The organism is Sphingopyxis sp. C-1 (assembly GCF_001047015.1).
Classification (GTDB): domain Bacteria; phylum Pseudomonadota; class Alphaproteobacteria; order Sphingomonadales; family Sphingomonadaceae; genus Sphingopyxis.
This window is the reverse complement of record NZ_BBRO01000001.1, coordinates 1,066,304-1,082,087: the sequence shown is the minus strand read 5'-3', so window position 1 is coordinate 1,082,087 and position 15,784 is coordinate 1,066,304. Positions and strand designations below refer to the sequence as shown.

At 64.8% G+C, this 15,784-nt stretch carries 14 protein-coding genes and 1 tRNA gene; 8 read left to right on the top strand and 7 right to left on the bottom strand.

Features of this window, described 5'->3' with window-relative positions:
* Positions 1–76: 76 nt before the first annotated feature.
* The 6 genes from SC1_RS04940 to SC1_RS04915 are packed head-to-tail and all read right to left on the bottom strand — an operon-like array spanning position 77 to position 7,907.
* Positions 77–790 (bottom strand): response regulator, encoded by a 714-nt coding sequence (locus tag SC1_RS04940; protein ID WP_062178362.1) that lies wholly within the window; start codon positions 788–790, stop codon positions 77–79.
* A complete protein-coding gene (locus tag SC1_RS04935; RefSeq protein ID WP_062178359.1) occupies positions 787–3,456 on the bottom strand; it encodes a sensor histidine kinase KdpD in 2,670 nt (889 codons plus the stop codon). The genes SC1_RS04940 and SC1_RS04935 overlap by 4 nt, the downstream gene beginning before the upstream one ends.
* Positions 3,453–4,043: a potassium-transporting ATPase subunit KdpC gene (gene kdpC / locus SC1_RS04930; RefSeq protein ID WP_062178356.1), complete on the bottom strand. Its 591-nt coding sequence runs from the start codon at positions 4,041–4,043 to the stop codon at positions 3,453–3,455. The genes SC1_RS04935 and kdpC overlap by 4 nt, the downstream gene beginning before the upstream one ends.
* Before the next feature lie 10 nt (positions 4,044–4,053).
* Positions 4,054–6,090, bottom strand: a complete 2,037-nt coding sequence (kdpB, locus tag SC1_RS04925; protein WP_062178352.1) for a potassium-transporting ATPase subunit KdpB — start codon at positions 6,088–6,090, stop codon at positions 4,054–4,056.
* 11 nt (positions 6,091–6,101) lie between these two features.
* Complete coding sequence (gene kdpA / locus SC1_RS04920; protein WP_062178349.1) at positions 6,102–7,805, bottom strand: potassium-transporting ATPase subunit KdpA; 1,704 nt, start codon at positions 7,803–7,805, stop codon at positions 6,102–6,104.
* 12 nt (positions 7,806–7,817) lie between these two features.
* A complete protein-coding gene (locus SC1_RS04915; protein ID WP_054588683.1) occupies positions 7,818–7,907 on the bottom strand; it encodes a potassium-transporting ATPase subunit F in 90 nt (29 codons plus the stop codon).
* Positions 7,908–8,350: 443 nt separating this feature from the next.
* On the opposite strand from SC1_RS04915, the gene SC1_RS04910 reads away from it, so the two are divergent.
* From SC1_RS04910 to lysA, 4 genes are read left to right on the top strand one after another with little or no spacing between them, the layout of a single operon-like run.
* A complete protein-coding gene (locus SC1_RS04910; RefSeq protein WP_062178346.1) occupies positions 8,351–8,617 on the top strand; it encodes a hypothetical protein in 267 nt (88 codons plus the stop codon).
* Between the two features lie 11 nt (positions 8,618–8,628).
* The gene (locus SC1_RS04905; protein WP_152682301.1) at positions 8,629–9,144 is read left to right on the top strand and encodes an SAM-dependent methyltransferase; all 516 of its coding nucleotides are present in this window, start codon (positions 8,629–8,631) and stop codon (positions 9,142–9,144) included.
* A complete protein-coding gene (locus tag SC1_RS04900; RefSeq protein WP_062178340.1) occupies positions 9,141–9,404 on the top strand; it encodes a hypothetical protein in 264 nt (87 codons plus the stop codon). Before SC1_RS04905 ends, SC1_RS04900 begins: the two co-directional genes overlap by 4 nt.
* Positions 9,405–9,427: 23 nt before the next feature.
* Positions 9,428–10,708 (top strand): diaminopimelate decarboxylase, encoded by a 1,281-nt coding sequence (gene lysA, locus SC1_RS04895; protein ID WP_062178337.1) that lies wholly within the window; start codon positions 9,428–9,430, stop codon positions 10,706–10,708.
* 229 nt (positions 10,709–10,937) lie between these two features.
* Here the strand turns inward: lysA and SC1_RS04890 are convergent.
* A tRNA-Leu gene (locus tag SC1_RS04890) sits at positions 10,938–11,024 on the bottom strand.
* A 201-nt stretch (positions 11,025–11,225) separates the two neighbouring features.
* On the opposite strand from SC1_RS04890, the gene SC1_RS04885 reads away from it, so the two are divergent.
* From SC1_RS04885 to SC1_RS04870, 4 genes are all read left to right on the top strand, one after another.
* On the top strand, positions 11,226–12,164 hold the full coding sequence (locus tag SC1_RS04885) for a complex I NDUFA9 subunit family protein (RefSeq protein WP_062178334.1): 939 nt from the start codon (positions 11,226–11,228) through the stop codon (positions 12,162–12,164).
* Complete coding sequence (locus SC1_RS04880; protein WP_062178331.1) at positions 12,164–12,964, top strand: undecaprenyl-diphosphate phosphatase; 801 nt, start codon at positions 12,164–12,166, stop codon at positions 12,962–12,964. The genes SC1_RS04885 and SC1_RS04880 overlap by 1 nt, the downstream gene beginning before the upstream one ends.
* A gap of 159 nt (positions 12,965–13,123) precedes the next feature.
* A complete protein-coding gene (locus SC1_RS04875) occupies positions 13,124–14,566 on the top strand; it encodes an NAD(P)-dependent oxidoreductase (RefSeq protein WP_062178328.1) in 1,443 nt (480 codons plus the stop codon).
* Positions 14,563–15,774: a DUF2059 domain-containing protein gene (locus SC1_RS04870; RefSeq protein ID WP_238586577.1), complete on the top strand. Its 1,212-nt coding sequence runs from the start codon at positions 14,563–14,565 to the stop codon at positions 15,772–15,774. Before SC1_RS04875 ends, SC1_RS04870 begins: the two co-directional genes overlap by 4 nt.
* Positions 15,775–15,784 lie beyond the last annotated feature (10 nt).

The following is a 15,784-nucleotide window of genomic DNA, read 5'->3' as shown; positions in this document are numbered from 1 at the left end:
CATGCACCGTTTGAATTCGAGAGCGACCGGCGGCATTCTCCATAGCATTTGCATATGATCGGGCCGCCCGGGCTGCTCAGTTCACCCGCTCATTGTCCTCCGCCCCGACGCGCAGCCGATAGCCGATGCCGAGTTCGTTGCAGATGATCTGCGGTTGCTGCGGATCGGTTTCGAGCTTCTGGCGCAGCGTGCGGATGAGGACGCGCAGATATTCGACATGATGTTCATGCTCATGCGGCCACACTTCATTCATGATCTGGTTGTGCGTGATCACGCGACCCGGGAAGCGCGCGAGTTGCGCGAGCACGGCATATTCCTTGGGCGTCAGATGCACTTCCCTGCCGCCCTTGGTGACCGTGCGCGCGATCAGGTCCATCGTCACGTCGCCAACCGTGAGGGCGAGATTGCCGCCGTCGCGCGTCAGCCGATTGCGCAGCGCGACGCGCACGCGCGCGAGCAGTTCGTCGGTGTCGAAGGGCTTGGTCAGATAATCGTCGGCGCCGAGGTCGAGCGCCGTGACCTTTTCCTCGGTCGCGTCGCGCGCGGACACGACGATCAGCGTCGTCCCCGATTGCTGCTTGAACAGCGGCACCAGTTCGAGCCCGTCGCGGTCGGGGAGCCCCAAATCTAGCAACGTTATGTCGGGGCGTTCCTCGCGCAGCCGCTCGGTCGCCTCGCGCGCATTCTCCGCCTCTACGATCGCATAGTCGGCGCGTTCCAGGGCCGCGCGGATCAGGCGGCGGATATGGAGTTCGTCATCGACGATGAGAACCTTGTGACGCACTTTCATGGGATGTCCTTGTCGGTGAGATGGGTAATGATCAGCGCTTCGGGGATACGGATGGTGAAACAGGCGCCGTGTGGCTCCTTGTTGTTGCTCGCTTCGACCGACAGCCCCATCGCCTCGGCAAACCCCTTGACGATTGCAAGACCGAGCCCGGTGCCATGCTTCACCCGGTCGCTTCCCTCCAGACGCGTGAAGGTTTCGAACACGCGCTTTTCGTTGCCCGGGGCGATGCCGGGCCCCTGATCGATCACCGACAGCAGGATCGCGTCGGCGGTGCGGCTTGCGCGGATCGTGATCGGCGTATCGGGATCGGCATAGCGCCCCGCATTGTCGAGCAGATTGATAAGACAATGGTGAAGAAGCACAGGATCGACGCGCACGAAGGGAATGTTGGAGGCGATGTCGATCCTGACCTCATGCCCCGCCAGCGATGCGCGCGTGTCATGCGCCGCGCTCGCCGCGGCATCGAACAATTCGGTGGCCTCGGCCTTCATCGGCAGCGCCCCAGCCTCTACGCGCACCATGTCGAGCAGATTCGAGACGAAACGGTTGAGCCGAAGCGCCTCGGTCTCGACCGTCTCGGCAAGCTCGGCCGAGGGATGGCGCCGCATCTCCTGCGCTGCCGACAGGATCGTCGTCAGCGGGGTGCGCAGGTCGTGGCTGACCGACGAGAGCAGGGCTGAGCGCAGCCGGTCGCGCTCGTCGACCTGCCGCGCACGCAGCGACGCTTCTTCGAGTTCCATCCGGTCGAGCGCGATCGACGCCTGATCGAGCAAGCTCATCAGGAGCGGCACCTGGTCCGAACGCACCGGCTCGCGCGCATCGTCGCGCGTCAGTCCGAGCACGCCGAGCACCCCGCGCGTCGTGCGCAGCGGATGGAACAACCAGTCCGAAGCGGTCAGCGTCGATGAACCGCGTCCGGCCGGCTGCTCATTGTCCATCGCCCACTGGGCGGCGGCGCGCTCGATCTGTTCGAGCTTGTCCTCTGGCGGGACGGCCGCGCGCAGCATCGGTCCGTCAGCCGATGGGAGCAGCAGCACCGTGCGGACGTCGAGCAGTCGGCCGACCTCGGCGCAGATCGCCTGCATCAGCGTATCCTGATCGGGCGCCGCGGTGAGCTGCCGCGAGAAGCTGGCCAGCGCGGCATTCTGGCGCGCGCTCGACTGAGCCAGGTCGGCCTGCGCACGCACGCGCGCGGCAAATTGGCTGGTCACCACCGCGACGCCGAGCAGCACGAGGATGCTCACGACATTTTCGGGATTGTTGACCGTCAGCGTTCCCGTGGGCGGCAGGAAAAAGAAATTATAGGCGAGGCTCGATGCGAGTCCCGCGAACAGTCCCGCGCGCAGGCCGAACGTTGCCGCGGCGAACATGACGGGCACTAGATAGAGCAGCGAGATATTGCCGAGATCGATGACCTCGATGAGCAGGCGCCCGAGCGCGGTCATCACCGCGACCATCGCCAGCGACCAGATATAATCGGTGGGTTTGCCCCAGCGTCCGGCAACGACAATCGTGCCCCGCTGAACGGTCTTGGCATCGGGCTCGCCGGGCAGGACATGAACCGCGACATCGTCGATCGTCCGCACCAGTTGATCGACGACCGAACCGTGGCGCATCTCGAACCACCAGGGCCGCGCCGATTTGCCGATCACGATCTGCGTCGCCCGTGCGTCGCCGGCAAACGCCCTCAGCCCCTCCACCACACTGGCGGCGGGGACGGTCGCGGTCGACGCGCCGAGGCGTGATGCTAGCGCGAGCGTGTCGGCGAGCTGGCGGCGGTCGTCGTCCGACATCTGCCGGCTGCGCCGCGTCTCGATATAGACGGCGGTCCACGGGGCCTTCAGCGCGTCGGCCAGACGCTTGCCCGCGCGGACAAGTTCGGCCGACACCGGCAGCTCGCTGACCGCGACCACAATCCGCTCGCCGACCGCGAAACTGCCCGCAAGAGCATGACTGCGCACATGGTCGAGCATTTGCGCGTCGACCGCCTGCGCCGCGCGCCGCAGCGCCAGTTCGCGCAGCGCCGTAAGGTTCGACTTCGAAAAGAAATGGGTTAGCGCCCGCGTCGCTTCCTGCGGGATATAGACCTTGCCGTCGCGCAGTCGTTCGATCAGCTCGTCGGGGGGGATGTCGACGACCTCGATCTCGGCATTTTCGAGGATCGAGTCCGGCACCGTCTCGCGCACGCGCACGCGGGTGAAGGACGCCACGACGTCGTTGAGGCTCTCGACATGCTGGATATTGATCGTCGAATAGACGTCGATTCCGGCATCCAGCAATTCCTCGACATCCTGATAGCGTTTGGGATGACGGCTGCCGGGTGCATTGGTGTGCGCAAGCTCGTCGACGAGTACCAACTGCGGCCGCCGTTCGAGGATCGCGTCGATATCCATTTCGCCAAGGCTATGGCCCTGGTGGTCGACATCGCGGCGCGGGATGATCTCGTGACCATGGACCAACGCCTCGGTCTCGCGCCGGCCGTGCGTCTCGACCACTCCGATCACGACATCGACCCCGGCCTCGCGCCGTTGCCGTCCGTCGGTGAGCATTTCCCACGTCTTGCCGACGCCCGGCGCGGCGCCGAGAAACACCTTTAAACGGCCACGGCCTTCCTGCGCCGCCTGGCGCAGGAAGGCCTCGGGTGATGGTCGATCCTTGTCTGTCACGCGGCCGGTTTAACCCCAAAAGCATCGAGCCGTCGATTGAGCTTGAACACATTGACGCGCGGCTCGCCAAGGAAGCCGAGAAGCGGCGTTTCCACGCTCTGATCGACGAGCCCCCGAACCGCCGCCGGAGCGAGCCCGCGAGCCTTCGCGACGCGATCGACCTGATAGAAGGCAGCCTCTGGCGTGATATCGGGGTCCAACCCCGATCCCGATGTGGTCACCATGTCGGTGGGGACCGCCTTGCCAGGTTCCCCCGCCTTCATCTTCGCGACATCGCCTTTCACCCGGTCGGCAAGCACCTGCGAGGTCGGCCCGAGGTTCGATCCTGACGAGGCGAGCCCATCATAACCGTCGCCCGCCGCCGACGGGCGTGTGTTGAAATAGCGTTCGGAGGCGAAGGCCTGACCGACGACGGTCGAACCGACGACCTTGCCATTGTCGCGGACGAGGCTGCCGTTCGCCTGGTTCGGGAACAGCGCTTGCCCGATGCCGGTAAGCGCGAGCGGGTAAGCAAGCCCCAGAAGCAGCGCGAAGAGCAGCGTCATGACAAGCGCTGGGCGCAGCGAGGTGATGAGATCCTTGTTCATATATATGTCCTCAGACCAGACCGAGGCCGCCAACGGCCAGGTCGATGAGTTTGATACCGACAAACGGCGCGACAAGACCGCCAAGGGCATAGACGGCAAGGTTGCGTGCCAGCAGCGGCCCCGCGCCCATCGGACGATAAGTGACGCCCTTCAGTGCGAGCGGCACGAGCAGCGGGATGATCAGCGCATTGAAGATGATCGCCGACAGGATCGCGCTCTCGGGGCTGGTCAGACCCATGACGTTGAGCACGCCCAATCCGGGATACAGCACGATGAACATCGCCGGGATGATCGCGAAATATTTGGCGACGTCGTTCGCGACCGAAAAGGTCGTCAGCGCGCCGCGGGTCATCAGCAACTGCTTGCCGAGCCCGACAACCTCGATCAGCTTCGTCGGATCGCTGTCGAGGTCGACCATATTGCCCGCTTCGCGCGCCGCCTGCGTCCCCGTGTTCATCGCGACCCCGACGTCGGCCTGCGCCAGCGCCGGCGCGTCGTTGGTGCCGTCGCCGCACATCGCGACAAGTCGCCCGCCCTGCTGTTCCTTGCGGATCAGTTCGAGCTTGTCCTCGGGCGTCGCCTGCGCAAGAAAATCGTCGACCCCGGCCTCAGCGGCAATCGCGGCGGCGGTGAGCGGGTTGTCGCCGGTGATCATCACCGTGCGGATGCCCATCGCGCGCAACTCGCCGAAGCGCTCGCGGATGCCCGCCTTGACGATGTCCTTGAGGAAGATTGCGCCGAGCAGTTGGCCGTCCTTCGCGACCGCGAGCGGTGTGGCGCCTGCGCGCGCGATCTCGTCGGTGATACGGCGCAGTTCGGTTGCGGCGGCGGTTGCCCCCGCGCCGGGATTGGCCCTCAGGACCGAATCCACCGCGCCCTTCTGGATCACGCTGTCGCCGAGCTTGATGCCCGAGATGCGCGTCTGCGCGGTGAACGGGATGATCTCCGCACCCGCCGGCAATTCGCTCATCATCTGGCCGAACTTTTCACGCGCGAGCGCGACGATCGAGCGGCCTTCGGGCGTCTCATCGGCCAGGCTCGCAAGCAGCGCGGCCTCCGACAATACGGCCATCGATTGCCCGCCAACGGGGCGAAACTCGGTTGCCTGACGGTCGCCGATCGTGATCGTGCCGGTTTTGTCGAGCAGCAGCACGTCGACGTCACCCGCCGCCTCGACTGCACGGCCCGACTTCGCGAGCACGTTGAAACGGACGAGGCGGTCCATGCCGGCAATGCCGATGGCGGAGAGCAAGGCCGCGATCGTCGTCGGGATCAGCGTGATGAGCAGTGCCGCCAGGATCGCGACGGGAATGCTGCCGCCCGCATAATTTGCAAAGCTGGGGATCGTCCCGACCGCGATTAGGAAGATGATCGTCAGACCAACGAGCAGCAGCGTCAGCGCGATCTCGTTGGGCGTCTTCTGCCGCTCGGCGCCTTCGACGAGCGCGATCATCCGGTCGAGGAAGCCCTGCCCCGGATTGACGGTTACCTGAACGCGAATTTCGTCCGAAATCACGCGCGTCCCTGCCGTGACCGCCGACCGGTCGCCGCCTGCCTCGCGGATCACGGGCGCGCTTTCGCCCGTGATCGCCGCCTCGTTCACCGATGCAACGCCCGCGACGACTTCGCCGTCGGACGGAATCAGGTCGCCGGTTTCGACAAGCACGACGTCGCCGACGCGGAGCGCACTTGCCGGTACGCTTTCCCAAGCCTTGCCGTCGCCCTTGAGCCGCTTCGCGGTCAATTCGGCCTTGGTCGCGCGAAGCGAAGCCGCCTGCGCCTTGCCGCGCCCTTCGGCGAGCGCCTCGGCAAAGGTGCCGAAGAGCACCGTCAGCCAAAGCCAGATGACGAGCTGCAGCTTGAAGCCGGTCGCAAGGCTGTCGTGACCAACGACGAGCAACACAGTCAGCAGCGCCGCGACCACGGCCGTCGTGAACATCACCGGATTGCGGATCAGTTCCTTCGGATTGAGTTTGCGGAAAGCGTCGCCGATCGCCGGAACGATCAGGTCAGCCGTGAAGAGAGACTTGGTTTCAGACCGAGCCATTTGATGATTCCTTAGAAAAGCTGGCCATTGATCATCGCGAGATGATCGGCGATCGGGCCAAGCGCTAGGCTGGGTAGGAAAGTCAGGCCGCCGACGATAAGCACGATGCCGACAAGCAGGCCCGTCCATAGCGGCCCGGTGGTCGGGAAGCTGCCCGCCGTCGCCGGCGTATATTTCTTTGCCGCCAGGCCGCCCGCGATCGCCAGCATGGGCACGATGATGAAGAAGCGGCCGATCCACATCGCGGCACCCAGCATGCCATTATAAAAGGGTGTGTTGGCGGTAAGACCCGCAAAGGCCGAACCGTTGTTCGCGACCGCGCTGGTGAAGGCGTAGAGAATTTCGGAGAAGCCGTGCGGCCCCTTGTTGAGCGGCCCGGCAAGTCCTGCCTCGGTCACCGAAGCGATAGCCGTAAAGCCGAGGATGACGAGCGGCAGGACCGCGATCGCCAGCACCGCCAGCTTGACCTCGCGCGCCTCGATCTTCTTGCCGACATATTCGGGGGTGCGACCGACCATCAATCCGGCGACGAAGATCGCGAGGATCGCAAAAAGCAGGAAGCCATAGATACCCGCACCGACGCCGCCGATGACGACTTCGCCGAGCTGCATGTTGAACAGCGGAATCAGGCCGCCAAGCGCGGTGAAGCTGTCGTGCATACCGTTGACCGCGCCGCACGAGGCGGCCGTCGTAACCACGGCGAACAGTGCGGTCTGCGCGATACCGAAGCGCACCTCCTTGCCTTCCATATTACCGCCCATGGCGCCAAGCTGGTGCAGCACGGGATTGCCCACGGCTTCCTGCCAATAAGTGATCGCGGTGCCCGCAACGAACAGCGTCATCATCGCGGCAAGGATGGCCCAGCCCTGGCGCGGGTTGCCGACCGCCTTGCCAAAGGTCCAGGTCAGGCCCACGCCGATCGCGAAGATCGAAAGCATCTGGACGAAGTTGGTGAGCGCGGTCGGATTTTCGAACGGATGCGCCGAGTTGGCGTTGAAAAAGCCGCCGCCGTTGGTGCCGAGCATCTTGATCGCTTCCTGCGAAGCGACCGGACCCAGTGCAAGGGTCTGTTTGACACCCTCCAGCGTCGTGACATCGACCGACCCCGCCAGCGTCTGCGGGACGCCGCTCGCGATATAGAAGATCGCGATGACGACGCAGAGCGGCAGCAGCAGGTACAGTGTCACCCGCGTCATATCGGCCCAGAAATTGCCGATCGTCTTCATCTCGCGCCGCGCGAAACCCCGGAACAGAGCGAACGCAAGCGCAATGCCCGTCGCCGCCGAAAGGAAATTGTGGATCGTCAGGCCGAGCATCTGGCTGAGGTTCGACATCGTCGACTCGCCGCCATAGCTTTGCCAGTTGGTGTTCGCCGTGAAGCTGATCGCGGTGTTGAACGCGAGATCCGCGCTCGTGCCGTCATAGCCAAGCGGATTGAGCGGCAGCACGCCCTGCAGGCGCAGGATCGCATAGGTGAAGAGCGCGAGCACCGCATTGAAGATCAGCATATGCACCGCGTAGCGGCGCCAGCCCTGCTCTTCGGCGGGGTCGATGCCCGACAGGCGGTAAAAGCCCGTTTCGACGGGCCCGAGCACCCGATGAAGCGGCGTGCGGCGCCCCTCATAGAGCGCGAAGAGCCATTGCCCCATCGGCTTTGCAAGCAACAGCAGGATACCGATGAACGCGGCGATCAGAAGCCATCCCTGAAATGTCATGGCATGCCTCCTTTAGAAGCGTTCGGGCCGCGCGAGCACGGCGACGAGATAGAAAAGAAGGCCGAGCGCGGTGAGACCGGCGAGCCAAAGGTCGAGTGTCATGACATCATTCCTTATGCGTCGTCGCAAAGGCGCGCGTAGCCGAGGCTGGCGGCTAGCAAGGCGAAGATGATGCCGACCCAGATGAGATCCTGCATGGTTTTGCTCCAGCAAGGCGCTGGCCACGGGAGGTGGCACGAGTCGTCTGCGGACTTCCAAATAGGTGAGCCCAGCGTTTGAATTCGAGAGAATGAAAACGCCTCCCGCATAGTATTCTCATATGATTTTGCCGATTTCGCCGGCCCGCCGCGCGGCGACCGCAGTTCACCGCGCGAAAGACATTTCCATCGCGGCCGCACGCCCAAGCCAGCGCCTCGCGGAAATAATGAAAATACAATGGCTAACGCCCCCGCTCGATCTCGAATCCCTATGCGCGGCCCAATAGGTTGCGGGCATCGGACCCCGATTTCCGGGCTCCGGTTTGAGTAGCCAAGGAGCATCTCACCATGATTTCTGCGATTTCCGCGGAGCCCGACCCAGCGAGCCTGACGATCATCGTCGGCCGCGACGCCTTCGGTCACTGGCTGGTTCAGGGCTGTAAAGGACAGCTTGAGGGCCGCTTCATCTCGCGCGATGCGGCCTGGGCCTTCGCTCGTTCCGAATGCCGCGGCGTTCCGGGCGCCAGGGCCATCGCGGCCCCGCAACCGCTGACCCCAACCGTTTCCTTCGCCCCGTTGCGGGCGGACGAGACGGCGATCGCGCACGCGGCATGAGGAGGATGACCATGCATCATTCTCCGATGACCCCCGCCGGCATATTGTGGATGTCTCCCGCCGCGGCCGTGCGGTCGGCCGCGACGCAGGGTGCGCGCAGCCATGCTGAAAAGGACCGTCGCTGGCCCGCCATGTTGCGCAAGCTCAGGGGCCTGCGCAAGCGCGGGCGGCGCAGCATCCGCATCGTCGATGCCGATTGCGGCGCGGGCGAATTGCTCATGCACGCCGTCCGCCGCGCCCGCGAACTCGGCTTCGTCGCGATCGAGGGCCGCGGGATCGACAGCGATCCGCGGCTCATCGCGAGCGCGCGGCAGGCCGCCGCCCGGCAGGCAGACCCCGCCATCGGCCTCATTTTCGAGGAGGCCGATATGAAGCGCGCGATGCGCGAGGAAGCGGAATTCCCCGCCGACCTGCTGCTCTGCCCATCATCTGGCGAGAATGAGCGCGAGCTTGCCGAGCTGGCGAAGGCGGCGGGCGAAACGGTCCTTTGGGACCGTCATGCCGCGCGCCGGGAGGAAAACGCATGACCCGGCGCGACCTTTTCTGGCGCGCAGCAGGGGCGACACTCATCGCTGCCGGGGCACTCGCGACCCGCGCCGCCGCGTCGGCCGCCGCAGGCAGCGCCGACATCGCCGGCCTCCTCGGCGTGCTGCTGGCAGCCTGGGGCCTGCTGCTCCTGATCGGCGGAAAAAGGGTCGCACTCGCGCTGCGCGTCGAGCGAAGCCGACACCGCGAACTGCCCGGCGCGATACGAAGCGCACGGCAAGCCCGGCGCCGCGCCCCCTGACCCTTCATGCTAGGATATCATTGATGAACAGCTTTCCCACGCGTGGCGGCGAGATACACGCCGAGGCAGTGTCGCTCGAGACAATCGCCGCGACCGTCGGCACGCCCGCCTATGTCTATTCCGCCGAGGCGCTTCGGCGCTCGGCACAGCGCTTCCGCGCAGCGCTCGCGGGGGTGCCGCGCAAGCAGCTTATGTTCGCGGTAAAGGCCAATCCCTCGCTCGCCGTGCTCCGCATCCTCGCCGATCAGAATTATGGTGCCGACATCGTTTCCGGCGGCGAGCTCGATTGCGCGCTGGCCGCCGGGATCACCGCGAACCACATCGTCTTCTCGGGCGTCGGCAAGACGGCGCCCGAACTCATCGCCGGGCTCGATGCCGGTATCGGCCGCTTCAACCTCGAACTCGAGCGCGAGGGGCAGTTGCTCTCGGCGCTCGCAGCTCAGCGCGGCAAACGCGCGCCCACCCTGCTCCGCATCAACCCCGACGTCGACGCGAGCACGCACGCAAAGATCACGACGGGCCGCTGCGACAGCAAGTTCGGCGTCGCCATCAACGAAGCCTCCGCGATGTACGACCGGCTTGCGGCGCTTCCGGGCCTAGATCTTCACGGGCTTGCCGTTCACATCGGAAGCCAGATCACCGACCTTGCGCCGCTGGAGGCCGCCTATCGCAAGATCGGTGAGTTGATCCGCGCGCTGCGGGCAAAGGGCCACCGCGTCTATCATGTCGATCTCGGTGGCGGGCTCGGCGTATCATACCGGCCCGATCAGACGGAGGCGGACGTCGAAGCTTATGGCGCGATGGTCGCGGCGGTCACGCGCGATTGGGACGCGACCCTCCTCTTCGAACCCGGCCGCCTTATCGCCGCGCAGGCCGGCATCCTCCTTACACGTGTCTTGTGGGTAAAGCCGGGGTCGGAGCATCCATTCGTGGTGGTCGACGCCGCAATGAACGACCTCGCCCGTCCCGCGCTATATGACGCATGGCATGAATTTGCCGCCGTCCGGCCCACGGGTGACCGCTTCGTCGCCCATATCGTCGGCCCGATCTGCGAGACCGGCGACACTTTTGCAAAGGCGCGGGCGATCGACCGGGTCGGCGAAGGCGACCTCGCGCTCTTCCGATCGGCCGGGGCGTATGGCGCGGCGATGGCATCGACTTATAATTGCCGGGCGCTCGTCCCCGAGGTGCTGGTCGACGGCAACCGCCATGCAGTCATTGCCGAACGCACGCCGGCGCATGCGGTACGAAAGCAGCACTTGGCGCCGTGGATGCAGGGCGCCCCGTCGATCCGCGCCGCCTGACGTGCTGCAAAAAGGGCCGGCGCGTTCCGCGCGGCGGCCCTTTCGCTCGATTCTGTGCTCGATGTTGCACGACGACATCGCGCGGTAGAAAGAGAGCCTGGCCCGTATAGCGACGCCGTTCGCTGCCCAAAGAAATTTCAATGATCGCGGCGACCCTTGCGGCGATTCGCGGCACGCCGATCTTCGCATTTTTCGGGGAACCTTGCCGACCACCCCTGAGGGGGAGAAATGGTGCCCAGAAGAGGACTCGAACCTCCACGACCTTGCGATCGCCAGCACCTGAAGCTGGTGCGTCTACCAATTCCGCCATCTGGGCACGGGGTAGGAGCGGGCGCTTAGCGGGGCGTCTGGCGACTTGTCAACCGCATCGCACGGGCCAGGGTGCATTTTATCGCAAAGCCGCCGGTTTTACGTCGCAAAGCCGCCTTCGCCCCTTGCTCCCCTTCCCGCTTCGCGGCATGGGGAAGGCCGTCGGCGCGACCTGCGCCATCCAGAGAATCGATACAGGCGGACGCAAATGCAGAAACTCGACGGGCAATTGATCACGGTGCTGGGCGGCGGTGGCTTCCTCGGCCGCTATGTCGTGCAGCGGCTCCTTGCGCGCGGCGCCCGCGTCCGTATCGCACAACGGACCCCGCGCGCCGCGACCTTCCTGAAACCGCTCGGCGGCCTCGGTCAGACGCAGTTCGTCGCCGTCGACGTCCGCGACGCGGCAAGCGTCGCGCGTGCCGTGCAAGGCAGCGATGCGGTCATCAACCTCGTCGGCGCATTCGGCGACATGCAGGCAGTCCAGGCCGACGGCGCTGGCCATGTTGCCGCGGCTGCCAAGGCGGCGGGTGTCGGCGCGCTGGTTCATGTGTCGGCGATCGGCGCCGATCCTGAAAGCGCATCGGCCTATGGCCGCAGCAAGGGCGCTGGCGAGGCCGCGGTCCGCGCCGCTTTTGCTGACGCCGCGATCCTGCGCCCCTCGATCCTGTTCGGCCGCGAAGATCATTTCATCAACCGCTTCGCCACGATGATGCGTATGACGCCGGTCGTCCCGGTGATCGCCCCGAATGCGAAGTTCCAGCCCGTCTATGTCGGCGACGTCGCCGATGCAGTCGTCGCGGCGCTCAGCAATAACGCTTCCGGCAAGATTTTCGAGCTCGGCGGGCCGCAGGTGCTGACGATGGGCGAACTGCTGCGCTGGATCGCCGACGCGACCGGCCGTTCGCCGCTGTTCGTCGATGTTCCCGATTTTGTCGCCTCGGCGCTCGCGACGGGCTTCGGCTGGGCACCCGGCGCGCCGATCACCAAGGATCAGTGGCTGATGCTCCAGCATGACAATGTCGTCGCGAGCGGCGCCGCCGGCCTCGCCGAGCTTGGCGTCACACCGACCTCGCTCGCCTCGGTCGCCGACGGCTGGCTCGTCCAATATCGCCGTAACGGCCGCTTCGCCGAGCTTGCTTCGCGATAATGTCTATCTGGCTGACCGCAATCATCCTCGGCATCGTCGAGGGTCTGACCGAGTTTTTGCCCGTCTCCTCGACAGGGCATCTCATCCTCGCAACCGAATTGCTCGGCTATGATGCCGCGCGATGGGCGATCTTCAACATCGCGATCCAGCCCGGCGCCATCCTTGCGATCGTCGTCCTGTACCGGAAGCTGTTCTGGGACATGTTCACCGGCTTCTTCCGCCGCGATCCGGTCGCCATCGCTTTCGTGCGCAATCTGCTGCTCGCATTTTTCCCGGCAGTCGTCCTTGGTCTCGCCTTTGGCGACTATATCGAGCTGCTGCTCGAAAATGCGGTCGTCGTCGCATGGGCGCTGATCATCGGCGGCTTTGCGATCCTGCTTGTCGAACGCTTCGCCAAGACGAAGGATGTCGGGGGCGTCGCCAATGTGTCGACGCGACAATCGATCCTCGTCGGGCTGGTCCAGTGCATCGCGATGATCCCCGGCGTCAGCCGGTCGGGCGCGACGATCCTCGGCGCGATGTCGTTCGGTGTCGACCGCAAGACCGCGGCCGAGTTCAGCTTCTTCCTCGCCCTCCCCACGCTGACCGGCGCGACGGTGCTTCAGCTTTTCAAGCATCGCGACGCGATCACGTCGAACGATCTCGGCCTGATCGCGGTCGGCTCGCTCGTCTCCTTCGTCGTCGCCTGGGCGGTGATCAAGGCGTTCCTGGCGGTCGTCACGCGCTATGGCTTTGCGCCTTTCGCCTGGTATCGAATCATCGCAGGCGTCGCCGCGCTGATCTGGCTCGGCATGAGATAGGTCCGAAACGGTATTAATTGGCGAAAGATAATTGCGCAAACCCATTTTGAGGTAAATTCACCCTCCAATTTAGGTTATCAATACTGTCCTAACTCGATATTCGCCCGTGACAGGGCTTTTCCAGCCATGCATTTCGCCTTCCAACGAAGGGGATACTGCATGGCTTCCGATCGCATGCTCCAGTTTGTGGAGCGTGAACAATCCTATCCGGACAAGCGCTCCGCCGAAGAGCGCGCACGCGATTTTCGCGAGATCGCCGAGCGCTATGCCGCGCCCGATGCAGACGCGCAGGCTGCGCGCTGTTCGCAGTGCGGCGTGCCTTATTGCTCGGTGCACTGCCCGCTCCACAATCATATTCCCGACTGGCTGCGCCTGACGGCCGAGGGGCGCCTTCGCGAAGCCTATGAGCTCAGCAACGCGACTTCGACGATGCCAGAGATCTGCGGCCGCATCTGTCCGCAGGACCGCCTGTGCGAAGGCAATTGCGTGATCGAATTTTCGGGCCATGGCGCGGTGACGATCGGCAGCGTCGAAAAATATATCACCGACACCGCATGGGCCGAAGGCTGGGTCGAGCCGCTGCATCCCGGCGCCGCAACCGGCCAGTCGGTCGGCATCATCGGCGCCGGCCCCGCAGGGCTGACCGCGGCTGAATATCTGCGTGCCGCGGGGCATGAAGTGCATGTCTATGACCGGCACGACCGAGCGGGCGGCCTCCTCACTTATGGCATCCCCGGCTTCAAGCTGGAGAAGGATGTCGTGATGCGCCGCGTCGATCGGCTGGTCGAGGGCGGTATCCAGTTTCACCTCGGCTTCGCGGTTGGCGAGGATGCGACGCTCGACGCGCTGCGCCAGAAGCATGATGCGATCCTGATCGCGACGGGCGTCTACAAGGCGCGTGAGATCAACGTGCCGGGCAACACGGCCGGCGGTGTGATCGCCGCGCTCGATTATCTGATCGCGTCGAACCGCAAGAGCTTTGGCGACACCGTGCCTGCTTTCGACGACGGCAGCCTCGACGCAAAGGGCAAGCATGTCGTTGTCATCGGCGGCGGCGACACCGCGATGGACTGCGTCCGTACCGCCGTCCGTCAGGGCGCGAAGTCGGTGAAATGCCTCTATCGCCGCGACCGCGAGAATATGCCGGGGTCGCAGCGCGAGGTCGCCAATGCCGAGGAGGAAGGCGTCGAGTTCGTGTGGCTGTCAGCGCCCGAAAGCTTCACCGCCGACAAGCATGTGAAGGAAGTCGCGGTTGCGGGGATGCGCCTCGGCGCGCCCGACGCGAGCGGCCGCCGCAGCCCCGAGGTCGACCCCGGCCGCAAGTTCGACGTGCCCGCCGATATGGTGATCAAGGCGCTGGGCTTCGATCCCGAAGAACTGCCGCACCTGTTCGGCTCGCCCGATCTCAGCGTTACCCGCTGGGGTACTTTGCGCGTCGATCACCAGACGATGATGACCAGCCTGCCCGGCGTTTTTGCCGCGGGAGACATTGTGCGCGGCGCCAGCCTGGTCGTCTGGGGCATCCGCGACGGGCGCGATGTGAGCGATCAGATGGCAAAGTGGTTGAAAGCCAAGGCCAAAAGCGAAAAGAAGGCAGCATGACCAACAGGGAAGGAAGTTTCATGATGCCGTCGTTCCAATCGATTCTGCTTGCCGGTGCCGCCGCGATGCTGCCGCTGGGCGCATCCGCCCACGCCGCACCGAAGAAAGATGCGAAGGAAGCGCCGGTCGCCGAGGTCGTACTGGCCGAGCCGGCGCAGGTCGAGGAAGAGACCAGCGAGCCCTTCGACAGCGAAGCCTATGCCGAAGAGGCGAAGGCCAAGATGCAGAAGGAAATGGACGAGGCGATCGCGCTCGTCGAAAAAATCTTCGACACGAGCAGCCTGCCGCCGATCGACCCGGCGCGCCTGACGCTCGCGCAGCAGACCACCGCCGCGCTGATCCCGACGGGCAGCATCGAGAAGATGGTCGACAACCTCTACGGCAAGATGTTCAAGACGCTGATGGGCGAATTCGGCGGCCAGTCGGACCTGATGCTGTCGATCAAGACCGGCGTCGAAAGCGAGCAGATCGCGAAGCTCGACGAGCCGACCAAGGTCAAGGTCGCCGACATGTTCGACCCGCATCGCAAGGAGCGTGAAGACCAGATCACAAAGGTGATCAAGCCGCTCATCAGCGAAGCGCTCGCCGACATGGAACCGCCGATGCGGAACGGTCTTGCCAAAGCCTATGCACGCAAGTTCACCGGCGCGCAGCTCACCGACATCAACGGCTTTCTCGCGACGCCGACGGGCAAGCTTTACGCAAGCGAATGGATGGCGCTTCAGGCCGACCCCGAAGTGATGCTTGCGGTGATCAAGGCGGTGCCGCCGCTGATCAACAAATTCATCGACCGCGCCCCCGAGATCGAAAAGGATTTCAAGGAGCTGCCGAAGGAAAAGCAGCTTTCGGACTTCAGCGACAAGGAGCTCTCATCGCTTGCCAAGCTGATGAAGGTCGACGTGAAGGTGCTGAAGGAACAGCGCGACATGTGGAAGACCGACGCGGTGGAAGCCACCGACGCAGTCGCAGTCGACGCCGCTGACGACTATGCCGTCGACGCCGCTGCCGATGCCGCGACCGCGGCGGCAGACGCAGCCGACTATGCGGCCGATGCCGTCGCCGATCCCGCCTATGACCGCAGCAACTGGTCGGCCGCCGACCTGAAGCGCGTCGAGGACCTTGAGACCGCGTACGAAAACGCTTCGCTCGCCGCGCAGCAGGCCGCTGAAGAAGCTGCCGAAAACGCGCGCAAGAAGCTGCCCGACTAAACACCCGTCA

Excerpts from the sequence above, each read along its gene's own strand:
- SC1_RS04940 (WP_062178362.1), bottom strand. The coding sequence starts at position 790 with ATGAAAGTGCGTCACAAGGTTCTCATCGTCGATGACGAACTCCATATC.
- kdpC (WP_062178356.1), bottom strand. The coding sequence starts at position 4,043 with ATGAACAAGGATCTCATCACCTCGCTGCGCCCAGCGCTTGTCATGACG.
- kdpB (WP_062178352.1), bottom strand. The coding sequence starts at position 6,090 with ATGGCTCGGTCTGAAACCAAGTCTCTCTTCACGGCTGACCTGATCGTT.
- kdpA (WP_062178349.1), bottom strand. The coding sequence starts at position 7,805 with ATGACATTTCAGGGATGGCTTCTGATCGCCGCGTTCATCGGTATCCTG.
- SC1_RS04915 (WP_054588683.1), bottom strand. The coding sequence starts at position 7,907 with ATGACACTCGACCTTTGGCTCGCCGGTCTCACCGCGCTCGGCCTTCTT.
- SC1_RS04910 (WP_062178346.1), top strand. The coding sequence starts at position 8,351 with ATGATTTCTGCGATTTCCGCGGAGCCCGACCCAGCGAGCCTGACGATC.
- SC1_RS04905 (WP_152682301.1), top strand. The coding sequence starts at position 8,629 with ATGCATCATTCTCCGATGACCCCCGCCGGCATATTGTGGATGTCTCCC.
- SC1_RS04900 (WP_062178340.1), top strand. The coding sequence starts at position 9,141 with ATGACCCGGCGCGACCTTTTCTGGCGCGCAGCAGGGGCGACACTCATC.
- lysA (WP_062178337.1), top strand. The coding sequence starts at position 9,428 with ATGAACAGCTTTCCCACGCGTGGCGGCGAGATACACGCCGAGGCAGTG.
- SC1_RS04885 (WP_062178334.1), top strand. The coding sequence starts at position 11,226 with ATGCAGAAACTCGACGGGCAATTGATCACGGTGCTGGGCGGCGGTGGC.
- SC1_RS04880 (WP_062178331.1), top strand. The coding sequence starts at position 12,164 with ATGTCTATCTGGCTGACCGCAATCATCCTCGGCATCGTCGAGGGTCTG.
- SC1_RS04875 (WP_062178328.1), top strand. The coding sequence starts at position 13,124 with ATGGCTTCCGATCGCATGCTCCAGTTTGTGGAGCGTGAACAATCCTAT.
- SC1_RS04870 (WP_238586577.1), top strand. The coding sequence starts at position 14,563 with ATGACCAACAGGGAAGGAAGTTTCATGATGCCGTCGTTCCAATCGATT.